Annotated in this window: 20 protein-coding genes; 8 read left to right on the plus strand and 12 right to left on the minus strand. The window is 48.9% G+C overall.

What is annotated here, in order from left to right:
- Nucleotides 1-22: 22 nt before the first annotated feature.
- From ACYVE4_RS33310 to ACYVE4_RS33350, 9 genes are all read right to left on the minus strand, one after another.
- Entirely contained in the window at nucleotides 23-757 is a 735-nt protein-coding gene (locus ACYVE4_RS33310) for a hypothetical protein (protein WP_461044744.1), read from the minus strand.
- An 18-nt stretch (nucleotides 758-775) separates the two neighbouring features.
- Entirely contained in the window at nucleotides 776-2,089 is a 1,314-nt protein-coding gene (locus ACYVE4_RS33315) for an OmpA family protein (protein ID WP_461044745.1), read from the minus strand.
- Nucleotides 2,090-2,212: 123 nt separating this feature from the next.
- The gene (locus ACYVE4_RS33320) at nucleotides 2,213-3,910 is read right to left on the minus strand and encodes a PKD domain-containing protein (protein WP_461044746.1); all 1,698 of its coding nucleotides are present in this window, start codon (nucleotides 3,908-3,910) and stop codon (nucleotides 2,213-2,215) included.
- Between the two features lie 134 nt (nucleotides 3,911-4,044).
- Entirely contained in the window at nucleotides 4,045-4,521 is a 477-nt protein-coding gene (locus tag ACYVE4_RS33325; RefSeq protein ID WP_461044747.1) for a hypothetical protein, read from the minus strand.
- Between the two features lie 93 nt (nucleotides 4,522-4,614).
- Nucleotides 4,615-5,229 (minus strand): histidine phosphatase family protein, encoded by a 615-nt coding sequence (locus tag ACYVE4_RS33330; protein ID WP_461044748.1) that lies wholly within the window; start codon nucleotides 5,227-5,229, stop codon nucleotides 4,615-4,617.
- A 46-nt stretch (nucleotides 5,230-5,275) separates the two neighbouring features.
- Nucleotides 5,276-5,716: a hypothetical protein gene (locus ACYVE4_RS33335; RefSeq protein WP_461044749.1), complete on the minus strand. Its 441-nt coding sequence runs from the start codon at nucleotides 5,714-5,716 to the stop codon at nucleotides 5,276-5,278.
- 279 nt (nucleotides 5,717-5,995) lie between these two features.
- Nucleotides 5,996-7,108 (minus strand): serine hydrolase domain-containing protein, encoded by a 1,113-nt coding sequence (locus ACYVE4_RS33340; protein ID WP_461044750.1) that lies wholly within the window; start codon nucleotides 7,106-7,108, stop codon nucleotides 5,996-5,998.
- A gap of 30 nt (nucleotides 7,109-7,138) precedes the next feature.
- Nucleotides 7,139-7,387 carry a helix-turn-helix domain-containing protein gene (locus ACYVE4_RS33345; protein WP_461044751.1) on the minus strand — a complete coding sequence of 83 codons (249 nt, stop codon included), beginning with the start codon at nucleotides 7,385-7,387 and terminating at the stop codon, nucleotides 7,139-7,141.
- A 3-nt stretch (nucleotides 7,388-7,390) separates the two neighbouring features.
- Nucleotides 7,391-8,047, minus strand: a complete 657-nt coding sequence (locus ACYVE4_RS33350) for a DUF2975 domain-containing protein (RefSeq protein ID WP_461044752.1) — start codon at nucleotides 8,045-8,047, stop codon at nucleotides 7,391-7,393.
- 365 nt (nucleotides 8,048-8,412) lie between these two features.
- Between ACYVE4_RS33350 and ACYVE4_RS33355 the strand changes: the two genes are divergently transcribed.
- Nucleotides 8,413-9,060, plus strand: a complete 648-nt coding sequence (locus ACYVE4_RS33355) for a hypothetical protein (RefSeq protein ID WP_461044753.1) — start codon at nucleotides 8,413-8,415, stop codon at nucleotides 9,058-9,060.
- Between the two features lie 25 nt (nucleotides 9,061-9,085).
- Here ACYVE4_RS33355 and ACYVE4_RS33360 read toward each other — a convergent pair whose 3' ends face one another.
- Together ACYVE4_RS33360 and ACYVE4_RS33365 are read right to left on the minus strand one after the other, a co-directional pair.
- The gene (locus tag ACYVE4_RS33360) at nucleotides 9,086-10,234 is read right to left on the minus strand and encodes a glycoside hydrolase family 43 protein (protein WP_461044754.1); all 1,149 of its coding nucleotides are present in this window, start codon (nucleotides 10,232-10,234) and stop codon (nucleotides 9,086-9,088) included.
- Nucleotides 10,235-10,280: 46 nt separating this feature from the next.
- On the minus strand, nucleotides 10,281-10,760 hold the full coding sequence (locus ACYVE4_RS33365) for an FKBP-type peptidyl-prolyl cis-trans isomerase (RefSeq protein WP_461044755.1): 480 nt from the start codon (nucleotides 10,758-10,760) through the stop codon (nucleotides 10,281-10,283).
- Nucleotides 10,761-10,921: 161 nt separating this feature from the next.
- Between ACYVE4_RS33365 and ACYVE4_RS33370 the strand changes: the two genes are divergently transcribed.
- Nucleotides 10,922-11,284 carry a hypothetical protein gene (locus ACYVE4_RS33370; RefSeq protein WP_461044756.1) on the plus strand — a complete coding sequence of 121 codons (363 nt, stop codon included), beginning with the start codon at nucleotides 10,922-10,924 and terminating at the stop codon, nucleotides 11,282-11,284.
- A gap of 394 nt (nucleotides 11,285-11,678) precedes the next feature.
- On the opposite strand, the gene ACYVE4_RS33375 is transcribed toward ACYVE4_RS33370, so the two are convergent.
- Nucleotides 11,679-11,951, minus strand: a complete 273-nt coding sequence (locus ACYVE4_RS33375) for a hypothetical protein (RefSeq protein ID WP_461044757.1) — start codon at nucleotides 11,949-11,951, stop codon at nucleotides 11,679-11,681.
- A 204-nt stretch (nucleotides 11,952-12,155) separates the two neighbouring features.
- Between ACYVE4_RS33375 and ACYVE4_RS33380 the strand changes: the two genes are divergently transcribed.
- The 6 genes from ACYVE4_RS33380 (at nucleotide 12,156) to ACYVE4_RS33405 (ending at nucleotide 22,790) form a co-directional block, all read left to right on the plus strand.
- Nucleotides 12,156-13,511: an SWIM zinc finger family protein gene (locus ACYVE4_RS33380; RefSeq protein WP_461044758.1), complete on the plus strand. Its 1,356-nt coding sequence runs from the start codon at nucleotides 12,156-12,158 to the stop codon at nucleotides 13,509-13,511.
- Nucleotides 13,512-13,520: 9 nt separating this feature from the next.
- A complete protein-coding gene (locus tag ACYVE4_RS33385) occupies nucleotides 13,521-15,080 on the plus strand; it encodes a DUF5691 domain-containing protein (protein ID WP_461044759.1) in 1,560 nt (519 codons plus the stop codon).
- 73 nt (nucleotides 15,081-15,153) lie between these two features.
- Complete coding sequence (locus ACYVE4_RS33390; RefSeq protein ID WP_461044760.1) at nucleotides 15,154-16,233, plus strand: ATP-binding protein; 1,080 nt, start codon at nucleotides 15,154-15,156, stop codon at nucleotides 16,231-16,233.
- Complete coding sequence (locus tag ACYVE4_RS33395) at nucleotides 16,230-18,551, plus strand: DUF5682 family protein (RefSeq protein ID WP_461044761.1); 2,322 nt, start codon at nucleotides 16,230-16,232, stop codon at nucleotides 18,549-18,551. The genes ACYVE4_RS33390 and ACYVE4_RS33395 overlap by 4 nt, the downstream gene beginning before the upstream one ends.
- A 13-nt stretch (nucleotides 18,552-18,564) precedes the next feature.
- Nucleotides 18,565-21,609, plus strand: coding sequence for a DUF4132 domain-containing protein (locus ACYVE4_RS33400; RefSeq protein ID WP_461044762.1), 3,045 nt, complete (start codon nucleotides 18,565-18,567; stop codon nucleotides 21,607-21,609).
- A complete protein-coding gene (locus ACYVE4_RS33405) occupies nucleotides 21,606-22,790 on the plus strand; it encodes a VWA domain-containing protein (RefSeq protein ID WP_461044763.1) in 1,185 nt (394 codons plus the stop codon). The genes ACYVE4_RS33400 and ACYVE4_RS33405 overlap by 4 nt, the downstream gene beginning before the upstream one ends.
- Nucleotides 22,791-23,343: the final 553 nt, after the last annotated feature.

Genomic DNA, 23,343 nt, shown 5'->3' on the forward strand with positions numbered 1-23,343 from the left:
CTGCCAAATCAACGTTAAGGCATCACTTGACTTCACGCTGCTCATCCATCGTAGAAAACAGAAGTTGCTCAACAGCCGGATTTTGTGTGGCCATATCACGTTCTGATGCCGCTATTCGGAAATTGGTTGTGCGTTCGGAGAACCCATCGTTATCTTTAAAGGCTCGTCCGGTATTGATCGGAATCAGTTCGTTATTTGGATCGCCGTAATCCTCGAGCATGAATAAAGTGGATTGCAGGTTTCGAATGCCTGTAGCCGTTAGTTCGCCCGAATATACTTCCAGTGTCCGACTCCGGGTCGTACTATTGGTTCGTTTTGATTCCACCACGACAAACAGAGAAAAAAAGTTGCCATTTCCCGACAAAAACGTACCCGTACCAGTAGCCGTCGACAATACGTCACCTGTATTGGGGTCAATCGCTTTGGTATCCAGCGATGCTGTCAATTTAGCACTGCTCTGGCTGTAAATGCGAAGCTTAAGATCAGCAAAGCCGTCGGGCTGAACGGTCTCATTGGGAACGCTGCTTTTAGTCATGTAGTTACGAGCTATCAGATACGCTCCTTCTATGTTAGGCGGAGTGCGTCCGTCGTAAATCGTTACGCCCAGCTCACGTACCTTAGCAATCGTTTCAGCTGGTACAGCGCGTTGAATGTCCGTACTGAAGTCGTCCCCAACAGGTACGATGACCTCCCTTTTAATGGTGCACCCGGTTACTAAACCCAAGGTGATAACGGCGATAATTAGTATCTTTTTCATAATTGACAGGATATAAGGTTAAAATGAGAAGCCCAGACCTAGTTTCAAACCACTGTACTGCATGGCGGGAAGGATAGCCGATTCGCTTTTTGATAGATTTTGATAGCTCCGATAGAAAAGCCCAAAGTCCAGCCAGACAGGCTTGGTTCGATCGGTGGTGTAGCCAATCGTACCGCCGTAATGCGTTTGGAAATGAGTGGATGTCACTTGATCGCCATCAAAACCGGCCGTGAGTCGCAGTAGATTAATCCCCCCTTCCGGCATCAGATACAGGTGTGGGCCGACCTGAACTGGCAACGCAAACGTCAAGGGAATCTGGGTTGCTTTACTATAGTACTGTCGTAAGATCGGTCCATCTGACCCCGCCTTATAGTTAACCACGGTCGACCAGCGCCAGTAGCCTGTTCCGGCTTCGATGCTGATACGCCGAGACAATTTGCGCCCGATGGTCAACCCGCCCCCAAAACCCAGAACGTGTGCATACCCTTCCGTTTTGCTCGTCCAGGCAGGCCGCTGACCTATCATGTAGCCACTAGATCCGTATAGACGCAGGTAATAGGGAGACGGCTGTTTTGGAGTAACGGGTACGGAGTCTTGATGCGCAACGACTGGGCGGGTTTCCTCCGGACAATCCAGGAGTTGGGTGCTATTATCAGCGTATATAATTTTCACGATACTACCGCAGGGCAACTCAACCAAAGGGGCATTTTCGCTGGTTTTGTACAGAACAGTTCGGGAGACATTGTTTACATACACTAAAGGGGCGAGAATGACCTGTCCGTTTCGGAGGTAGATTTTCACGGTCTGCTGATCATCCAGTCCGATAAACTGCATCTCAACCCGGCGATTGAGTAAACGGCCAGCATCCGTTGCGTTGGTAGCTACTGGCTTTGATTCACCATACCCGCGAAACGTTAACCGTTTGTCTACTACGTTTCCATGCCCAACCAACTGGTTGCGTACGGCCCGCGCTCGATTTTCCGACAAAATCTGGTTGTCGTGCGCTGTTCCAACGTTATCCGTATGCCCGCCGATTTCGAGTTTTAAGGCTGGGAATTTATTCAGAACACTGGCCACCGTATCCAGGTAGGCAGCGCTCCCCGCGGTAAGATCGAACGAGTTCGTTTTGAAGTTGATGGCCCGCAGTTTGATTTTTAACCCTTTCAATTCGGGCCTTTCCCGTAGCGAGTCGAGAATCTGGTTAAGTGGATTAGCCGGTATTGCCGTCTCCGCTAAAGGAGATACCGGGGAGGGAGTTGGTGGAATACCCTGTGCGTAAGTGTATCCGGCTAGCAATACGGCCCAGAGCAGTGGCAGAAGGAATTTGTACATATGTGTAAGAGAAAAAAGGTGAACAGGCTGTAATTCAGTTAGTAAAGGAAATCGCTTGAGGAGGCTTGCCTGAGTCATGGTTTTAGGGAGATCTATTGTCCGATCTCCCTAAAACCATGATCGTTATTGCTTTTGCAGGTCGGTGAACTTACCATAGACCGACAGCTTGTACTTGCCAATACCGCTGGTGTTGCTGGCTGGCTGAACCACGATCTTATACTGACCTTTGCTGGCTCCAAGCACAATGAACTGATAATTACCCGTATACGAGTAACCCACTTGTCGACCAGTAGGATCGAAGACGGTGAACGCGCCAACAACATCGGGTGATCGTAGCGATATATCCAGCTTGGTGTTGTCAGCCGTTACATTAAGCGTGTAGGTCGTGGTGGCATTTTTGCCCCGATACTCATCGTTGAGGATCGATGAATCGAACACGTACTCTTTCAGATTTTGCACCTGTCCGAAGATGTCGAGGGTAAATTTGCCAATTACGTCCCGGGTATTCGAACCTACCCAAAGGCTATACGTGCCTTTGTTTAACTTTTCAAGCAGATGCTGCGGGGCTCCCACATAAGAGTAGCGGATTTGTTCGCCAGCCGTACCGAACAGGGTGAGCCAAACGGGGCTTTCGGGCGATTGCATATTAATATCGACCATACTATTATCCTGAGTCACCTCAAACGTGTAGTAGTGGTTACGCGGTGTAATCTCGACACCTCCACCCCCTTCTACACCGAATGACACATTAGCTGCCAGTTGGCGTAAAGCAGGTATCCGGGTAAAGTCCGTATTGAGCCCACGGCCTTTTAAGACGTAACTACCAATGTCGTAGCGTTGACCTGAGCAAACCAGCACGGTATACTTACCCGCATTCACGATGAAGTCGTCGGTCTGATTGCGACCAAAGCCACTGCCGTACCGGTCAATTACTTCGCCATTTTGGTTGTAGAGGTAAAAACCGACATTAATGTCCGATGAAGTCAGCGTCAGCGAAACGGGCTGATTGTTGCCTGTCACCTCAAAGGAATAGAAGTGGTTGCGGGGCGTATAATCGTTACCACCACCCGTACCCGTACCTGCCGTCCAGCTCCCACTTGTTTCCCGATTGGTTGGCGTGACGGCAGTGATTGACGCTTCCGACGAAACCGCAGGCCAGATTCCATCCGATACCGTTAACGACACAACGTAGGTACCCAGCGCATCGGCAGTAAACTCAGCGACTGCCTTATCTGCATTGCTGATGACAGCCAAACTACCCACCGGTTTCGATTTAAAACCCCAGCTGTAAGTCAGTTTATCCCCGTCGGGGTCGCTGGATTTGCTGCCATCCAGCGCAATCCGCTTACCGGGCTGTATCGTACCCGAAACGCCAGCGTTGGCTATAGGAGGCCGACCAGGCAAAGCTACCATGAGCGTTATCTCAACCGAAGAAGCCTGTTTATTGGCATCCGTAACGGTTAGCACCAGAATATAAGTGCCAGGTTTGTCGGGTATGAATCCCGCCGTGAGACTGTTCGGATTCGTAATTACAGCGGTGCTACCAGCAGGTTTTTCTTTGATTGTCCAACTGTAGGTCAGCGTCTTGTCTTCGAGAGTCGTTGAGCTATTGGCATCCAGAACAACCGGAGCACCAAGCGCAGCAGTACGGGTTGGGTTGTTAACTACAACAACCGGTGGAATGCCGGCTTTGGGAGCCGGGTCTGCTGGTTTTTTGCAACCAACGAACCCAATGCCCATCAGTAACAGGAACAGGGTGAATTGAACCAGTATAGCGTGCGAAAACGCAACTGATTTTTTGGGGAAACATGAGTTTTTCATGGCATCAATGAGGGGGTTGTTGTTTAGTGCCCCATTGACCCTTTATGAACTACTATCCCAAACGTTACATCAAATCAATAATTTAAATGGAATTATATTTATTCGTCTGAGTCTGTGCCAAATGCCTATCAAGGTTACCGGAAGATGGGCTTAACCACGTTTTTTTGGCTTAGTTGCTTAACGAGAGCGTTCCAAAGTAGATCGCTCCGCTGTCCGGCTTCGATGCAGGCATTAATCCGGGGCTGCTCGGTTTCAACTGTCGAGCCGTCCCGCGCTGCGTGGCAGACAACGTTTAGTTCAGACGTGCAGGCACGAGACCATACATCGGGCTTCCCCGACCACGAAGCTGTCAGGTCGATGGTATACACGTCGGTATCGGGCGCGTAATGCCATGAGTTGATGGTATAGTGTGGATTACGACCCGTACGAGGATTAAACTCGCGCATGAGCGTATGGGTATATGTACTGGCAATGGTATCGACTTCTGCTCTGTTGCCCCGAAACGTATTTTTCGGAATGGTACTACCCGTTGTTTCTGACAAAGAAGACCAGGCAAAGATTGTTAGCAGGATAGCGATAATCAGGGTGAAACCAAACGCATTGGTAGACATGGGTGATAGCGTATTAAGTGAAACATCACCCATTTATGTACAAAAGAGCCGGGCGTTACCCCGGCTCGTGTTTATCTGTTCAGTAGATGTTGTTCAAGGTAGATGAGCATAGTCATTCACTCGGTCAATAAACCATTCATTTTGCTTATATGTCAGGCTGGTCAATGAGGTATTGTGCAGCCGGATTTTATGTGTCATACCAGGTGAGAAATCCATAATACCACGCAGCAGACATTTTATCGCCATCCCATGCGTCACCAACCCCACAGTAGCCGAATCGGGTAAGTCCAGTAAAGGATTGATAAAGTCGAGCATACGGGTTTCGACCTCAAACTGAGATTCGCCATTGTGATCTTTATAACGCCATACATTCGCATTCATCAGGGCGAGCGTCTCGGGTAAATAAATAGCGGATCTGAGTTCACCTTCCCAGTCGCCCATCCATTGTTCCTGTAGCTGATTGGCAATACGAACCGCTGGCAGATTAATCGACTCGGCTATCAGTTCGGAAGTCTGTAAGGTTCTTACAGCGGGCGAAACAAACCAGTGATCGAATGATATTCCTTCGCGCTGTAATCGCTGACCAAGCAGCTTTGCCTGTTGGGTGCCAGTTGCCGATAACGAATAATGATTGGAGCGACCGCATATCAGATGTGACTGCTGATTGCCTTCACTTTCTGCATGACGAATAAAAACCAGGGTGGGCATCGATAAGAAGTATGTGATTTGAGTGGATAAGTAAAGGTACTGGGTTTTACCGAAGCTCCCAGTTGAAGTCGCTCAGAAATCGTTGTTTATCATACGTAGTTTGGAATACCCGGATCGAGGCATTTGCGGTAACACCCCGGTCGTCAATATTCGTCATGGTTAGATTGCCGTATTCATCCTGAGAAATGTAAAAATTATCAGCATTGTAAGTAGGGTAGCGCACGGTAGTACCCGGATAAACCGGATTATAACCAGTCAGGCGGTTTCCGTATCTCGTATTTTCCATTCTCATATACTGTTCTATCATAACGGGCCCTACTCCCTGTTTATAAAAGCGAACACGCATTTTACCCGTTCCATTGTCGCCCATAACCAGGGCTCCCCGGTACTGTGTTGAGCCTGCAATGAATTTTACTTCATAAATCGTTTGCCCCAAAGAGACCAATGGAAAGAGAAGGATAGCGGCAAGTAAGCGAAGCGTTTTCATGATTTCAGTTAGTTGTGTTTAACGATTGATCTGTTTCACCATTTCAAACGGTTCAGTGAAACACTACTCGTTTATGCACGATTAAGCCAAACGTTACACCTGCCAGCCTCACAGAATAAAAAATAAATCCGTGTGCGTAATGGAGTTAGACTCATTAGCCGGTGAAATCAACTCATAAAAACGGGATTACATTCGATCCTCGAATTCTGGAATTGGAAGAGAAGGTTCAAAAGCTCGTACGGAATGCGCCCTCATCGCCTTCGCGACCAAGTCGTCCAGTTATGGGCGGGCATTGTACGGCCGAACCCCAAAACAGCCAAATAATGGATCGGTATAGGTCAATCCTAATTCCACCAGCCGCTCACCTACTCGTAAGCCTTGATTGGCGATATTAACCAAGTAGATCATTGCCTTCTTTTGGCTTGGGGAGCCGATCACATACCCACTCGCCGAAGGGCTTTTGGCCCACTGACAAAATAGATCACCATGGGCCGTGTGCTGAATAGCAATGCCTAATCCCCAGGAGACTTGACCAGGCTGGCAAATATCAGTTTTCACCGGCGAACTCAGTAGGGTAGTAGATGGGTTTGTATCTCCTTCTGCCGGCATCATGGCGGCAATCACAAAGCGAGCGTAATCCTCAGCCGTCGTTCGTAACGTATGCGCTACATTGGCTGCTTCAACCTCATCGGGCACTCGCCTTCTCTCCCTATCATACGAGCGGACATAGGAAAGCGAATCCACTGGTTGATACACGTAGCTGGAATGGCTCATGCCTAAGGGCTTGAAGACCGTCTGTTGCATGAAGGTTTCAATAGGTTGTTTGACCAGATATTCGACTACCGTTTGTAGCAGGTAATAGCCTTCGCCTGAATAGCTGTAGCGGCTGCCCGGAGGAAACAGGGTGACTAAGGGCTTGCCTTCGGTCCGCCAATTGGGCAAACCGCTGGTATGATTTAATACCATACGGGCAGTAATTAAGGCGATCCGATCGTCGCTCATGGGTTCTTTTAAGAACCGGGCCTGTATATAGCCTGCTGGCACATACTTCACTAAAGGCGTATCCAACGCTAGTTTGCCCTGTTTACTTAATTGTAGGACGGCATAAGCGAATACCGGCTTGCCTAAGGATGCGGCTCGAAAAATGGTAGTTGCTGAAACAGGTTGTTGGGTAATACTGTCTTTTACGCCAAAGCCCTCCCGCCAACTAATCTGTCCATTGTCAATTACAGCAATGGATATAGCCGGAATAGCGGCACTATCCATGATAGCCGGAAGAGCTGCCTGTAATGGGTGACGATGCGATTGAGCAAATACGGGTAAGCTAATCAGTGCCAGCGAAGCTGCCAGTTGCAGACTTAGCAGACAACGTTCCATCCGAGTCTGGACCATGAGGTATCCGGGGAAAACAGGTGAGAGGAATCAGTGCAGGGCGTGTTCTTCGCGTGACTCTGAGGGGGTGGAGCTGTCGGAATCAAAATCGAGAATGTCCCCCGGCTTACAATCCAGAGCCTGACAAATGGCTTCCAGGGTGCTAAAGCGAATCGCCTTGGCTTTGCCGGTCTTCAAAATCGAGAGGTTGGCCAGCGTGAGGTCTACTTTCTGGGCTAGTTCAGAAAGCGACATCTTGCGTTTAGCCATCATCACATCCAGATTGACAATAATGGGCATGGGTTAAACAGTTAGTTCGTTTTCGAGCTGGAGTTCGATGCCTCTTCGGTAAACCTGGGCTAAGGCCAGTAAAATCAAGCCCAACAGCCAGGGACCATCCAACTGAATATCTACGCTCAGCGACGCTTGACTGGCGAGCCGAATGTGGCTGAAATAAGGCTTTGCCTGATACCAAAGTGCCAGTTTAAGGAGGGCTTCAACGGCGGTTTGTCCTAAAAATAGGAACCCCATGGTTGTAATGCGTCGGGCAATGGCCGTCTGGAAAGGGGATTGGATCTGAACCGAGCGAAAAATTTGCCGGAGTAAAAAGAACATCCAGGCTGCGGTTACCAAGCCGACCAGTCCTAGCAGACTCATCAACAGACCAGGTATTGATCGGATAGGAACCTGGAGTTGCCCGGTCTGTTTTTGAGGAACCAAAAACAACGGGGGCTGGCCAGTCGTCGCGATAGTTTTATCGCTGGCTGGTGCCCAGGCTACTGGAACCGATACATAGTTTGGGGGTTCCTGACCTAGTGGAAATGGGCCGGTTTGTGCCTGTAAAAGTTTCAGGCAACTCATGGCTGCGAATAGAATCAGAACAGCCAGCACCAGATAATAGAATAGGGTTACCAACCGCTTGACGGTGGGGAATACCCAGGAAGGTGAGTTAGTTTCCATTGTGTCGAGATTATATTGATGTCACAAAGGAAAGAATATTTATTGATTATCAATAAATATTAATCGAATAATAGAAAATATTTATTGAATAGGCATAAGAGTTCTTGCCGAAATGAGTCATTATTGCAGTTAGATTCATCAGCTTGTTGATTCAGGCATCGAACAGGGCTCATCATGATTGTTCTACCATCGGCGACACCTAAAGACAGGTTCAGATAGTGCTTGTCGCAAAAATCCTTCAGATCAGCAGGTGTGGAGATCGAGTTTCATTTCTCTCCGTTTGTTGACTGCTGCACACCAGTTGTTAATTGACGCTGGCATTGCGCCTGTCGGAAGGCATAGCTTTGGGCAAAGACAACAACTACATGCATTCACGTTTTAACCCAGTCATCGGACTGGTAGCCAGCCTGATTATGACTCAATCCTTTGCGCAACAAACGCCCCAATCAATTGCTGGAGAATACTATCTGACCGGCGTCCGCGAAGTCGGATCGGGTTTCAAATTAAATCCGGATTCCACTTTTGAATTTTTCTTTGCTTACGGAGCACTTGATCGGTTCGGGCAAGGCACCTGGAAGAAACAGGGCAATCAAATTATCCTCACTAGCCGGCCTCGTCCAGAGAAAGATTTTGCGCTGGTTAAAAGTCGTACAGTGCCAGGCGATCAGATTACTGTGCGTATTACTGATCCGAATAAGCAGTTAGTAAGGTATGTCTCTTTTGCGACTAAAAACGGTAACGATGTTCAGCGAGCAATGACCAACGCTGATGGACAGGCCCGTTTTAGTAAACAACCCATCGACGCTATTTCGCTACGATTCGAACTTTGCCCAGATCGCTACTCGGTATTTGCGATCACAAACAAAGCCCATAATGATTTCGAGTTTCGATTCGAACCCTGGATTGTTGACGTATTTTTTGAGAATGTCAGCTACACAATCAATGATGATACGCTAACAGGACCACACCCGTTATTGGAGCCGGGTAAACAGTATTCCTTCGATCGGAACTAGAGAGAAAATTGATAAAAGCTGCCCTTTATTTTGTGATTGAAGGGCGCTTTTGGGGCGAAGTGGTCGGTCCTATTACTTTGATGATACCTTGCCCTACTTGCATCCGGTCTATAAATACCATTCGCTCGTCGCCGGTTTTTGATGTTCTGGCGTGATAAACGCAGAACATTTCTTTCCCATCCGGTGAGTAAGCGATGCTATTATGCCCGGTACCCGTTACTGTTCCTCCCTGTAGCGTGTTTTTCTGTACGATTGGGTTGTTAGCCGCTTTTTTATAGGGGCCTAACGGCGAGCTGGCGGTGGCATACCCAATGGCATAATGCTGACCTCCGAAGTAATTGGCCGAATACATCATGTAGTAAATACCGTCTTTTTTAAACGTAACCGATCCTTCCGTCCAGCGCCGATTCACTTCGCGAGCCGTCACGGATCGGCTTTCCCATTCGGCTTGCTTATCGCTAAGAGTAACGGGAGGACGTAACAAGAGAACAGGTTGACCAATAACGCCCGAAAAATCAGGTTTGAGTTCGACGCCGTATACCCAACTTTCTTCAATCTGGTTGAACCAGCCTTTTTGGCGGGCTAAATCGGCCACTTCACTCTCGACCGGGTGTTTGTAGCAGCAGCGCGAATAATATAAATACGCTTTCCCATTGGTATCTATAAATACGTTGGCATCGATGATGGGATAGCCCGGATCAAAGATGGGTTTATTGGCCAGGTCAATAAACGGGCCGGTTGGTTTATCGGCCACGGCTACACCGATTCGGAAGTTTTCCTCTTCATGCGTCGGATTTACGTTCCATTGGGCACTGTAAAATAAATAAAACTTGCCCTTCACTTCATAGACCTCAGGCGCCCAATAGGCACCGCCCCATTTCGCGTTAGGGTCGCTCCAACCCTGTGGATTGTCATGAAAATAGACCTGCCCTTCGCGTTTCCAGTTCACCATATCGCTGGATGAGTACGCTACAAATCCCTTATCAGCGCCTGCACCGGTGCCATACATGTAATACATGCCATGGGTGTGCAAAACAAACGGATCGCCAAACTGAACCGGTAAGGGGTTCGTATACATGGCTTTAACCGGAGCTACACTTGGGGAAGTCTGAGCGGTTGCCTGGCACAGAAACAGGCCCGTCGAAAAGAGAAGTAAAAACAGATTTTTAAGCATAGAACTGGTTATTTCTTACGTGAGCCTGTATCCAAATGGAGATAAATTAGTGAATGGCTAGGAGATCGATCTGAAAGATCAGGATCGAATTGGCGGGAATATCCCCCTGTTCCTGATCACCATAAGCCAGCGAAGGGGGTAAATACAGTGTAATGCGTCCACCAGGTGCAATCAGGGGAATACCTTCCTGCCAACCCACGATTAATTGATTCAGGCCAAATCGGACGTCCTGCCCACTGTCAAACCGTATGCCATTGGTTAAATGACCTTCGTAATTGACACTGACGTTGGAGCAAACGGTTGGTTTTTCTCCGTTGCCCGGCGTTTGAATGGTATAATAGAACCCCCGTTTATCAGCAGTAGCCTTAATCTGACTCGATTCAATGAATTGCTTCAGCGTAGCAACCTCTTCGTCGGATGCCTTCGTCAGTACAGGTGTTGACTCGCAGGGCGTCGACTGGCAACTCGTTAGGAGCCAGAGGCTGGATAGCCCAAGTATAATAGCTTTTGATAGCATTTTTAGCATAGCTGCAAGGTAGGACTTTTCTCAAAGGAATTTTCTATGTATGTTATAACTAAAACATATTCGTAGTAAGAATATCGTCAAAATATTGATGGAAATAACAATTGCAAAAAAAACAATAACCTGACTCTCTCTGTTGTATAATACAAATAAAATATAACGTTATGAAAATTGTCGTAGAAAAAGGACAGGACAAACCCCTCCTGGCAGATGGTCGCCAACAAGTTACCATTACCCACATCGACGAAGGGAAAAGCGAACACAAAGCCATTCCCTTCTTTGCTGTACGTTTTGAAAACGAGGAGGGATATGTATCGCACCGATTTTACCAATCTCAGGCTGGTATGCCGGCCATTGTGGGCCTATTTGAAGAGGTAGGGATACCCGTTGTGGCTGGCAAGGACCTGGATACTAAACAACTACTGGGCAAACAGCTCACCATCGATGTAGGCGAACGATCTTATACCGATCCCGAAAGTGAGAATGAACGTACGCTCAAACAGGCGGTTAATTTTTTGGTCAGTTAAGAAAAACAACTGGCTGTTTGGTCGGTCAGGCAGCGCCATAATCGCTAGCCAGACCAACCAAACAGTATCAGATTCCTGGCCGGTAAAAGGCGATAAGTATAGCATTAGTGCCTTGCAGTCAGTTGGGCAACGCTCCGATCAGGAAACATTTCTATTTGTGATGTTCAGCCACTCCTTACGCTTTGCAGATGCTCAGAAACCGTGCTGTAGCTACTTTTGAACGATGAATAGCTTTGTAGTAGCCACGCGGGAATTTTGCCGCTGCCGGACCTATCCGCCTATCCGCCGACCTGAACTAAGAATCCAAAACATGGTGGTGAAGATCAAACCCTGGTCAGTTCATGACTGGTCGCTGGAATAAATTAAAGTAAGCAGTAACGATGTCAGTAAACCGTTATTTGCCTTTCGGCTCCAGTTCATTGAAGTCAAACTTTGTGCGTAGCCCTTTCCCTGGGCCGTAGACCAGGATATACTGCCCGGTTTGGGTATCAAGAATAATGGAACCTTGCGCACCCGTAACGGCCTGATAGCGTTGATGCTCGTTGGTAGTTTGATGGGCTTGTTTTGATGATGAAGGCGTGAAATTAGCGAGAAGTCCAACGCCAAATATAGTGAGAGCTCCCAGGAAAAATGAACGCAGATCAAGGGAAAAATGAATCGTTTTCATCGTTGATAAGTCAGTTAATGTGTGAATGCTTAAGGCAAATCACCATTCCGTTTACCCACTCTTGGGCTATATTGAGTTTATAAGCAGACACGGCCTAAGAGGTAGCCGTTTTCTGAAGAAAACACGGCTTAATTAGACTCCTTTTCCTTGACGACACCCCTGAATCGGTTAGTTTTGCAGCACTTGGCGTAACCAGTAAAAATCGTGGCCCATTTCACCGAAGAGCAAATTCAGTCCTTGGCTCCCGATGCTGCCTCGCTTAAAGCTGGGAAAGATCTTAGCATCAACTCGAAGAAATGGCCTACACGCGCTGTTTCTGATCGGGTACTTTGGGGAGAGGTGCAGGGTAGTGGCAAAGACCCGTACCGCACACAAATTGACCTTATCAATATTGCCTTTAAATGCTCCTGTCCGAGTCGTAAGTTTCCCTGTAAGCACGGCCTGGGGTTATTACTCCTCTACACCCGCGAACCCGATTCGTTTACACAGACATCCTCTGAACCTTCGTGGGTAAGTGATTGGATGGACAAGCGGGTAGAAAAAACGAGTAAGGTTGCCGAACCGCCCAACGAATCTGATCTGGAACCCAAACTCACGAAAACGAAAAGCCAGCAAAAACGCGCCAATGATCGGCTGGACAGCGTTAGGGCTGGCGTAGCCGATCTGTCGCGCTGGACGGAAGATCTGATCAGAACAGGTCTTTTGAGTCTGCCAGATAAAGGATCAGCGTTCTGGCAACAAACGGCTGCTCGCATGGTCGATGCCAAAGCGCCCGGTCTGGCTACTCGGGTAAAGCAACTCGGCAACCTTCCTTTTTTTGACGGTAACGGCTGGCAAAGCGAAGCCCTGCGACAAGTTGGTCAGTTATACCTGCTCATGCATGCCTTTAACCGACTCGATCAGTTACCAGCGGATTTACAGGATGATGTAAAAACATTGATTGGTCTGACCGTCAACCAAAAAGAGTTGCTTGAGTCGCCCACCGCTGATACAGTGACTGATCGTTTTTGGGTGCTGGCCCGTCAAACATCAGTTGAAGACGACCTGACCATTCAGCGGAATTATCTGTACGGACAACGGTCTGAGCGGTTCGCCTTTATCCTGAATTTCGCCTTTAGAAATACGCCCATCCAAACGATGCTCGTACCCGGAACCTCCGTCGATGCCGCTTTGGTCTTCTACCCCGGCCGCTGGCCATATCGCGCTGTATTGAAAGAGCAAAGCACTACCAAAAAAAATAGTGGTGATGAACTGCCAACCGGATGTGCCGACTGGTCGGTCGCCCAACAGGTACTAACGGACGTTGTAAGCCAATCGCCCTGGTTCGATGAGGTTCCGCAAATCGTTGGCTCTTTGACGTTGCTGACTGAAAATGGCCGTCATTACCTGCGTGACACAAATGGACTTAGCCAGCCAATTAGTCCAAACTGGTCAAGTGATTCTTATTACAAATGGCTGGCTTTGAGCGGTGGGAATCCGGTAAAAGCTTTTGTTCTGCGACTTGAATCGTCGGTTCTTCCGCTAGGCATCTGGATCAACTCTTCGTATCATCTTTTCTAACCAGCCCTGATGACGAATCCAACCTGGTGGCAAGCTTTGGTCGAAACCGCACTTTTGGGCACCGAACGTAAGTCGTTCGACCAAACTCAATTGCCTGTAGAATTACAGTTAGTTAAGGCTGACACTTCGCCTGAACAGGCTTTGCTTCAGACGGTCGCGTTAGCCGGTAACTATGTACGTGCAGGCAATGAACCGGCTGCCATAGCTATCCCTGATATTGCTATTTGTGAGCCAGAAACAAAGTCGTACGCGTCCGCTATAGCCCTGCGAGTTCTGGCAAAAATTCTGGATGAATCGACACCCAACCGGCGATTGCTGGGGTTCTGGCTAAGCCGGTGTACCGAGCTAGGCTGGTTGATTCCTCCCGACAAATTACCAGCCTTATTCAATCTATTCGCCAAACCGCTTTATAGCGATATTCGCCCTGGTCTACGAACGGTTATGGGAAATCGAGGAAACTGGCTTATTCCATTTAACCCTGATTGGCACTACCTGCTTACCCCTGACCCTGAGGTAGTTTGGCAGGAAGGGAAAAGCATTGAGCGCGTTAGCGCGTTTGGCCAGATGCGACAAGAATACCCGTTTCGGGCTTTATCCTTATTGCAAAAAAGCTGGGCAACTGAATCGGCTAAAGATCGGACTACATGGGTAAAGCTACTGGTAACCAATCCTATACCTGAGGACATTCCTTTTGCAGAAACCATTCTGGTCGAACTGGATTCCACAAAAAAACCAAATGCAGCTCACCGCGATCTTCGCGCACAGACAGTTGCGCTACTACTGGATCGGCCCGAATCGGCCTTGTTTGTTCAGACGCAAGATACATTGAGTCGATACATAACGGTGAAGCGCGAATTGCTCATCAACAAAATAAAGGTCTTGAGTCTGCCGGATCGCCCAGATGCGTTTTTTAATGACAAAACCATGGCTTCGTATGGATTTGAATCCGATCCGGCTCTTTCGGACGCGAATCAGGTCCGGCAATGGTTCTACCAGTTTCTGTCCTGTATGCATCCTTCCTGCTGGACTACGCTGTTTGGTATTGCAGACGATCAATTGATCAGTCAGCTAAAACGACAAAGCTGGTTTGAAGGAGAAGGTATGTTGTATTTCAGCCAGCCTGTTATCCGACATCAGCTTGTTGGAATAGCCAGGGAGTTAATTAGTTCGGTGCCCGCCAGCCAACGAACTCAGTTGTTGGCCATCTTGCCGCAACATATCCGCGAAGACAGGCTAATGGGTACTGATGAACTGGCTAAAAACGCGGACGCCTACAGTTATCTTATTGCTGTTGATGCCCCGGTCTGGTCGGCTGATTTCAGCGAATGGATCATTCAGGAAATGATGCAGCTGATGCGTCAACACTATCAGCTATATCCCAACCAGCGACAGTTCCTGGCCGATTCGGTGTTAGTTATTCATCCAGGAACCCGACTAGGCCATCTTGCCGAAGCTATGTCACGCAATGAAACGGCGTATCAGCAGTACCAGCAAACAACCATCCAAAACCAGATTCTTGGCCCGCTTACCCGCTGGCTAGATCTGCGCCGACGAATTAATGAATTCTGAAAACGAGCATCCAGATTCGAGAATGTCGAATCACGCGTCTCTAGTATAAACAACAAACCACAAATTAACTCGTATGAACGTCCTGCGCCAACACGCTGAGCAACAATTCGCCGAAGAACTAACTGAACTTGCCAAACAGGATAGCGCCCAACGGCCACCCAACTGGCTTCTGTCGCCCAATGCGGTTGTTACATATCTGGTGGGCGGTACCCTGAAAAACGGCTTTATTGTCTCGCCCAAGTACATTGGCAGTCGCCGTCTCATGGAAATTGCCGTGGCAACGCTGACAACCGACCGCGCCTTGTTGCTGTACGGCCTTCCCGGTACGGCTAAATCGTGGGTCGCCGAACACCTCGCGGCTGCTATCTCCGGCACTTCTACACTGCTGATTCAGGGAACAGCGGGTACTAGCGAAGAAGCCATTCGCTACGGTTGGAACTATGCCCGGTTATTAGCCGAAGGCCCTTCAGGACGCGCGCTCGTCACGACACCCATGATGACCGCCATGCAATCGGGCAAAATTGCGCGAATCGAGGAATTAACCCGTATTTCAGCTGATGTACAGGATACGTTGATTACCATTTTGTCCGAAAAAGTATTGCCGATACCCGAACTAAACACCGAAGTTCAGGCCGTAAAAGGATTCAATGTCATTGCCACGGCCAACAACCGCGACAAAGGCGTCAATGAATTATCGGGTGCGTTAAAACGGCGATTCAATACGGTAATCCTGCCCGTTCCATCAAGTATGGACGAAGAAGTTGATATTGTTCAACGGCGGGTAGCTAGTTTAGCCCGTACGCTGGAACTACCTGCCGAAGCGCCATCGATGCATGAACTTCGACGGATAGTCAGCATTTTCCGCGAACTACGGTTGGGACTTACTAATGATGGTAAAACTAAGCTCAAAACCCCTTCCGGTACGATGAGCACAGCTGAAGCTATTTCCGTTGTCAATAGTGGGTTGGCATTGGCTGCTCATTTCGGCGATGGTCAATTGCGGGCGGACGATGTAGCGGCTGGGTTGGTGGGTGCTATCGTTAAAGACCCCGTACAGGACAAAGTTGTCTGGAACGAATACCTGGAAACCGTTCTCAAAACCCGCGAAGACTGGCGCGACATGTATCGGGCCTGCAAGGAGATTAGCTTATGAACCTGACCCTTCTCGGCATTCGTCACCACGGAGTAGGCTCAGCTCGGTACGTACTGGAAGCGCTGGCTCTGATTCAGCCGGACCTGGTCCTGGTGGAAGGTCCACCAGAACTCGATACTGTACTGACTCATCTGATCAGCACCGAGTTAAAGCCCCCTGTAGCAGTTCTAGCTTACAATCCGGACGATCTGAAACAGGCTGTATACTATCCCTTTGCCCAGTTTTCGCCCGAGTGGCAAGCGCTTACATGGGCCGTTCAGCAAGATGTACCTGCCCGAATGATCGACTTGCCAGTAAGTCATTCGTTCGGAATTGAGCAGCGAAAAAAGACGGAGCTAAAAAAGGTTGACGATCAACAATCAGATGAAGACTCCGAAGCCGTCCCACTTGCCGCTGAAACGTTGGAGACAACGACACTTGATGAACCTTCCAGTGAGCCAGAGCAAACCACATCGTTGCTAAGTCTGGCGCAAGCGGATGGATACGATGATAGTGAAGCCTGGTGGGAGCAGCATGTGGAGCAGCGATACAGTAAAGGGTATGCTCTCGACCATTTCGATGCTGTCCAGCAAGCCATGACTGCCCTGCGCGACCATGCAGCACCGAATGAAGAGAATGACCTGCGGGAAGCGTACATGCGGCAGCTGATCCGTCAGGCCGAAACGGATGGCTTTGGCAATGTGGTGGTCGTATGCGGAGCCTGGCACGTACCCGGATTAACCACTTGGGCAAGCACAAAAAAAGAGGATACACGCTTGCTGAAAGGATTGCCTAAAACGGCTGTCCGCGCGACCTGGATTCCATGGACCTACGATCGATTAGGCTGGCGCAGTGGCTATGGAGCCGGGATTACGTCACCCGGTTGGTATGATCACAACTGGCACCACCCCGATGATAATGGTATCCGTTGGCTGACGCATGTAGCCCGGTTGTTCCGAAAAAACAAAATGGATACCTCCACAGCCCACGTGATTGAAGCCTATCGACTGGCCGAAACGCTGGCTGCTTTGCGTAATCTGCCAAGGGCTGGTCTATCGGAACTGAATGAAGCCACGACAACTGTGCTGTGCTTCGGTGATGGCATTCTGCTGAAGTTGGTAGAGGAGGAACTGATCGTCGGCAAAAAAATGGGGCAAGTCCCCAGCGGCACGCCAAAATTACCGTTACAGGCCGATTTTGAGGAACTTACCCGAAAACTTCGGTTGCCACAAAGCGCCGAACGGAAGGACTACGAACTCGATTTACGGAAAGACCTTGACCTAAATCGGAGCCGCTTACTCCATCGCCTTGTGGTTCTTGAAGTAAGCTGGGGCACACGAAATGCCGTACGTACCAAAGGTACCTTTAAGGAAGTATGGTCATTGACCTGGAAGCCCGAAATGGTCCTACAACTTATTGAAAAGGCGATTTTCGGCAATAGCGTTGAGAATGCGGCTACGAGTTTCCTTATAGATAAGAGCGGCCATACGAATCGGATTGGCGATCTGGCTCAATTGATGCAGCAGGCCATTCCAGCTGAACTGTTCGGCGCTATTGAACAGTTACTGGCCCGCATTGGCGAACTCGCTACCGTCTCGGCCGATGTACTTGAGTTGATGCAGGCCTTTACGCCCCTGGTTAATGTGAGTCGGTACGGTAATGTGCGTAATACTGATCTGACGGTTATTCACCAACTCATCGAAGGACTTATTACCCGCGTATGTATTGGTTTGCCCAATGCCTGCTACGGCCTTGATAACGACAGTGCCGCTTCCATGCTAAGTCAGATACGGCTCGTCAACGAGGCCACTCGCCTGCTCGAAACCGAAGCATTACGAACTCAATGGAACACGACGATGCATCAACTGCTGATTAAAGCAGAGCACTTGACTTCCGATACTTCAGCACCGGGTATCAATCCGCTGATCACGGGTGGACTTTGCCGCATTCTGTTCGATGGACAACTCCTTAGTCTCCCCGAAACAACGACCGCTTTCGGGTTGGCGCTCTCGGCTAGTCAACCGCCTGCATCCTCAGCGGCCTGGCTTGAGGGCTTTTTGTCAGGAAGTGGGCTGATTTTGCTGTATGATCAGGTGCTTTGGAATCTGCTCTATAAATGGGTAGCCGATCTTCCAACCGATCATTTTTCGGAATTGCTACCCATTCTGCGTCGAACATTCGCTCGTTTCGAACCAGCCGACCGACGGCAGCTTGGGACAAAAGCCCGTCAGGGGATTGCGACACCAGTCGTTACTGCTACCAATACCGAGGGCACTTCATTTAATGCAGAGCGAGCCAGTCAGGTGTTGGGCGTGGTGAAAGAATTATTGGGTGTTTAAATTCAGATCGATTATGGGCCTGAAACAAACGTTAGTCAACTTATTTACAAACTCGGATTCGAAACCCGAAACCCGTTCTATGCCAACTACACCGATTGACCGCGAGGCATTGTTGCAGAAGTTTAGCGACGAAGCCCGAAATCTCTCTTATTACGAAGCCTACAAAGCCGATTACAGCCAATTAATTGAGTATCTACGCGATGGCCAGGTTGCCTATCCCGTTATTCAATTTGGCTTTTACGGCCATGCCCTTTACGCTGCTTACTGGGCCATGCTTTCGGCAAACCCTCAGCAATGGGATGCGTTCGATCATCGACTGTTAGCGTTTGCTGTGGGGCAGGGAGCCAACCACTACAATTATTTATACGAGGATTTCTACGAAAACTGGCTGGCCGAACGGGTCAACACGTCGCTCAGTGCAGAAGCGGTTCATTCCCTGGTTCAGCACTTGGCCCGGCATGGCGTATCGGAAGGTGATTTTTGGTTCGCCGTGCTGGAATATATTCGGTTAGTTGATTCTAACTCTCTGTTAACCCGCTGGATGCTAGCCCGACTCGATCAGTATCACTCGTTTTCCTGGCCAAAATTATATGGGCGTCAACGACTGGATTATCTGCAACTGCTTTTAAAACAGAAACCCGAATTTGTTAAAACGCATTTGTCCGATTTCCTTCAGCTGGGCAGCTATAATGATCGATTGGGATTAGATACTGACCTTGTCAACGAATTATTGGCGTATGATGCCGCTTATTACGGTTCTCTTGTTGCCGACGTTCAGCGGGCCGTTACCGATCCGGGTACGTATCGTAGCTTGCAAAAATTGCTGGCTCAATACCTACCGAATCAGTACGAGTCAGAAACGCTGGCAGCCGCTTACGATTATCTTGAGCTGGTACGGCGCGAGATGACAGCGACGTCTCCGAAAAATTATTTCCTCAGTAGTGAGCGATCCGATCCCAAAGGTTCATACGAGCTGAGTGCCAAGATTCTTTTCGACCGAATTCTGAGTCAGGAAGAGCCGACCAAAGCACGGGAATACGTCTATAACTGGCTTAAGGTATGTCCAGCACCTGATCAACAGCTGTTCGAGTTTCTATCCGATCGCCTTGGTCAGGACAGTGTTCCCTTCCTGATTGTAGGGCTGCAGGTGGACACCAGAGGACTGTATTTTGATGAGATTCGACTCGCTAAAGCTATTTTAAAGATTCTTGCGCAATACGATTACAGCGATTACCACTCGCACGTTTGGGCATTGACTCGCCATAAATCGAAACAGATGCGCGAGATGGCTGCCGTGACGTTAGCTAAACTCGGTGAAGCAGCCATTCCCGAAGCTGAACAGCTACTCCGCGACAAGAAAGCCGATTTTCGTCAAACGGGAGCTTTGCTACTCTCGCTCATCCGTACGGACCGGGCACAGGCGTTACTGATGGATGCGCTCAATACCGAAAAGAACGACGATACCCGCGATGTGATGCTGGAGAGCCTTGACGGTTTGTTGCCTGCTCCAACAACTCAAGCCGAGGTCGCGACCGTTGTAGAAAAAGCTCGGCAACGGGGTAAGCTGGATGAACCGGTAGCAACCTATCTCGTCGAATCTAAGCTTCCCAGCCTTTATTGGCAGGTATCGGGTGAGCCATTGGATCAGGATACTGTTCGGTTTTTATTGTATCGCCAGAACCGATCAAAAGATATCCGGCCAGATCTCGAAGCCCGACCACTCTATACCCTCATCGATCGACAACGAAGTAGTTTATTTGCCCATGCTGTACTGAAAGCCTATCTGGATGCCGGGGCCGATCCGAAGGGAAAAGGCTGTCTGACCGTAGCGGCTATGCTGGGCAACGATGATGAAATTGACCTCTTAATATCAAAAGTGAATCAGTGGGCTGATGCCGGACGCGGCAAAATGGCTGAATATGCGGTACAGGCACTGGCGCTTATTGGCACCAACAAAGCGCTACGAGCCGTTGAATTTTACACGCGCAAATACAAAAACAAGAATAAAAATATTGGCGCTGCTGCAAACGAAGCCTTCACCATTGCCGCTGATACGCTTGGAATTTCGCCCTACGATCTGGCCGATTCCATCATTCCCGATTTTGGGTTCACTGGCCTCTTTCGATCGTTTCAGGTTGGCGACGAAACCTACCGGGCATTCATTGGAGCTGACTTTAAAGTGGCTTTTCTGAATGAGGATAATAAGTTCAGTAAGACATTACCGAAAGCAGCCGCTGCGGATTTAAAAGACGAATTCAAAGAAATCAGTAAGGAAATCCGGGACATTGTGAAAGCGCAGTCGGGGCGGTTGGAGCAGTATCTGGTTATCCAGCGCAAATGGCCAGCTGATAAGTGGCAACGGTTTTTTCTGGGCAATCCGGTTATGTTCGCTTACGCCATTCGGCTGATCTGGGGCGTCTTTGATGACCAGCAAAATCTGCTATTTACGTTCCAGTGTCAGGAAGATCAGACATTGCTTAACGACAAGGGCGACGAGATTGATCTACCCGATGATACGTCGATCGGCATGGTACACCCGCTAGCCTTGACCGACGAGCAACGGGATTACTGGTCGCAGCAACTCGCCGATGCGGATATAGAGCCCATTTTCCCACAACTCACTCGGTCGGTAGTTCAACTGCCTGAATTGGACCGGAATTTGACCATTGATCGGCAGTTTGAAGGAATCGAATATGGTGGCTATGGCTTTGTCAGCAAAATGGAAAAGTTAGGCTGGTTTCGGGGCTCGGTGCAGGATGCGGGTTGGATTGCCAGCTATTACAAAGATTTTACGGATCTTGGTATTACGGCCATTCTGACCCAACAGGGCAACATCTGCGTTGGCTATTACGACGAGAATGCAGCCCTTGGCGATATTATGTTCGCTCGCGCTCAGAGTGTTCAGTTTGGAAGTTACGTATATGATGAACCCAGCAAGGATACCGACCCTCGTTTAATTCGATTCGGAGAGGTGCCGCCTATTGTTTATTCAGAAGTAATGGCCGACATGCTATTTTTCAAAGAAAACGACGTTCGTTCAAAAGATAATCCATTATGAGTGATCCACTTACCCGCTGGCGACTCATTATCGGTGGTAATGAAGCCGACGGAACGGGTGCCACCTTAACCGGCCAGGAAATTCAGATCGATGCCGCGTTGGCCGCTCTATACGAGTTTGAACGACGCGGCCGGTTCGACTATGGAGCTCCCGATTCGACCTCTCGAAAAGGGGGATCAGGCGCATCGCAGCCGAGCGTGGCGCGGTGGTTGGGCGATATTCGGCAGTTTTTCCCACAGTCGGTGGTGCAGGTCATGCAGAACGATGCGCTAAAACAGGATGAATTGAAGCGAAAGCTGATGTTTGAACCCGACATTCTGGAACAGGCAACGCCTGATGTTCAGTTAGTAGCCACCCTGATGGAACTAGGGAAACTAATCCCTTCGAAAACCAAGGATACTGCCCGTCGTGTAGTGCAAAAAGTGGTGGAAGAATTGCTGCGAAAAGTCGAGCAAAAAACGATTCAGGCTATTACGGGTGCCATTAACCGGGCAGCTCGCAACCGACGCCCTCGTCACAACGAAATGGACTGGCACTCAACTATCCGAAAAAACCTGAAACACTATCAACCTGACTATAAAACGATCATCCCTGAGATTCGTATTGGGTATGGACGAAAATCGAAACGATCGCTAAAAGACATTGTCCTTTGTCTGGACCAAAGCGGTTCAATGGGTCAGTCGGTGGTTTATTCGGGAATTTTCGGGGCCGTGATGGCCAGCATACCGACGGTAACAACTCGAATGGTCGTGTTCGACACGGAAGTTGCTGATCTGACTGAAGACCTTAAAGAACCGGTCGATCTGTTGTTTGGCGTACAACTCGGTGGTGGAACCGATATCAACCGAGCCCTGACGTATTGCCAGCAACTGATTACTAAACCCGACGACACGATTCTGGTCTTGATTACTGATTTATACGAAGGAGGAAATTCGGAAAATATGCGTCGGCGGATGGCCGAACTGGTTGCTTCAGGCGTTCAATTGATCACGTTACTGGCCCTTGACGATAGTGGGGCTCCCTCATTCGATCATCAGCATGCCCGTTTTCTATCCGGATTGGGCGTACCCGTTTTTGCCTGTACCCCCGACTTATTCCCTGATCTGATGGCAGCCGCTATCAACAAACAAGATTTAACGCAATGGGCTGGTGATAACGATGTGGTTTTGAAAGGAAAATAGGTAGAAAGCCAACATATAAAAAGGGCTCGCTAATGGTGATCGAAATCAGAAATTAGACATAGAACGTGGGTTTTAGGGTTCAATAGATAACACTATTTACCTCATAGCCAGGTTACAGTTAAAAGTCGTTTCTGCGTCATTCATTGCTTACCGGAAAGGCTTAAGGCCAAATCTGTGCAGCGCTACGATTGGCAGTGTAGAAACCGACTTATGTTGGTTTCGAAAACGCGGAGCCCAACCAGATCTTCGCCGAGGCTAACCGACGGCATTAGTTTCCATTCGTATTTTTTACCCCACTGAGACAAAGCCAGTAAAATCGATAGCGATCATTTCTGTCCTGTAAAGAAATTTTCATGATTGTTTTAGTTAAAGAGCCCCGATCAACTGCTCACGTACGGGGCCGGAAGGCGAGTGCATAAGCACGTTTTATATAGGCTGAACGGTATTTAATTGCGGGGAAAGTAGACCTTTATACGTGATGGCGGTTAGCGCAAATCAGCCAGTCAGATCGTATGAATTGGCCAAAATGAGCCAGAAATGGCCTTGGTAACGT

Source organism: Spirosoma harenae (genome assembly GCF_054776975.1).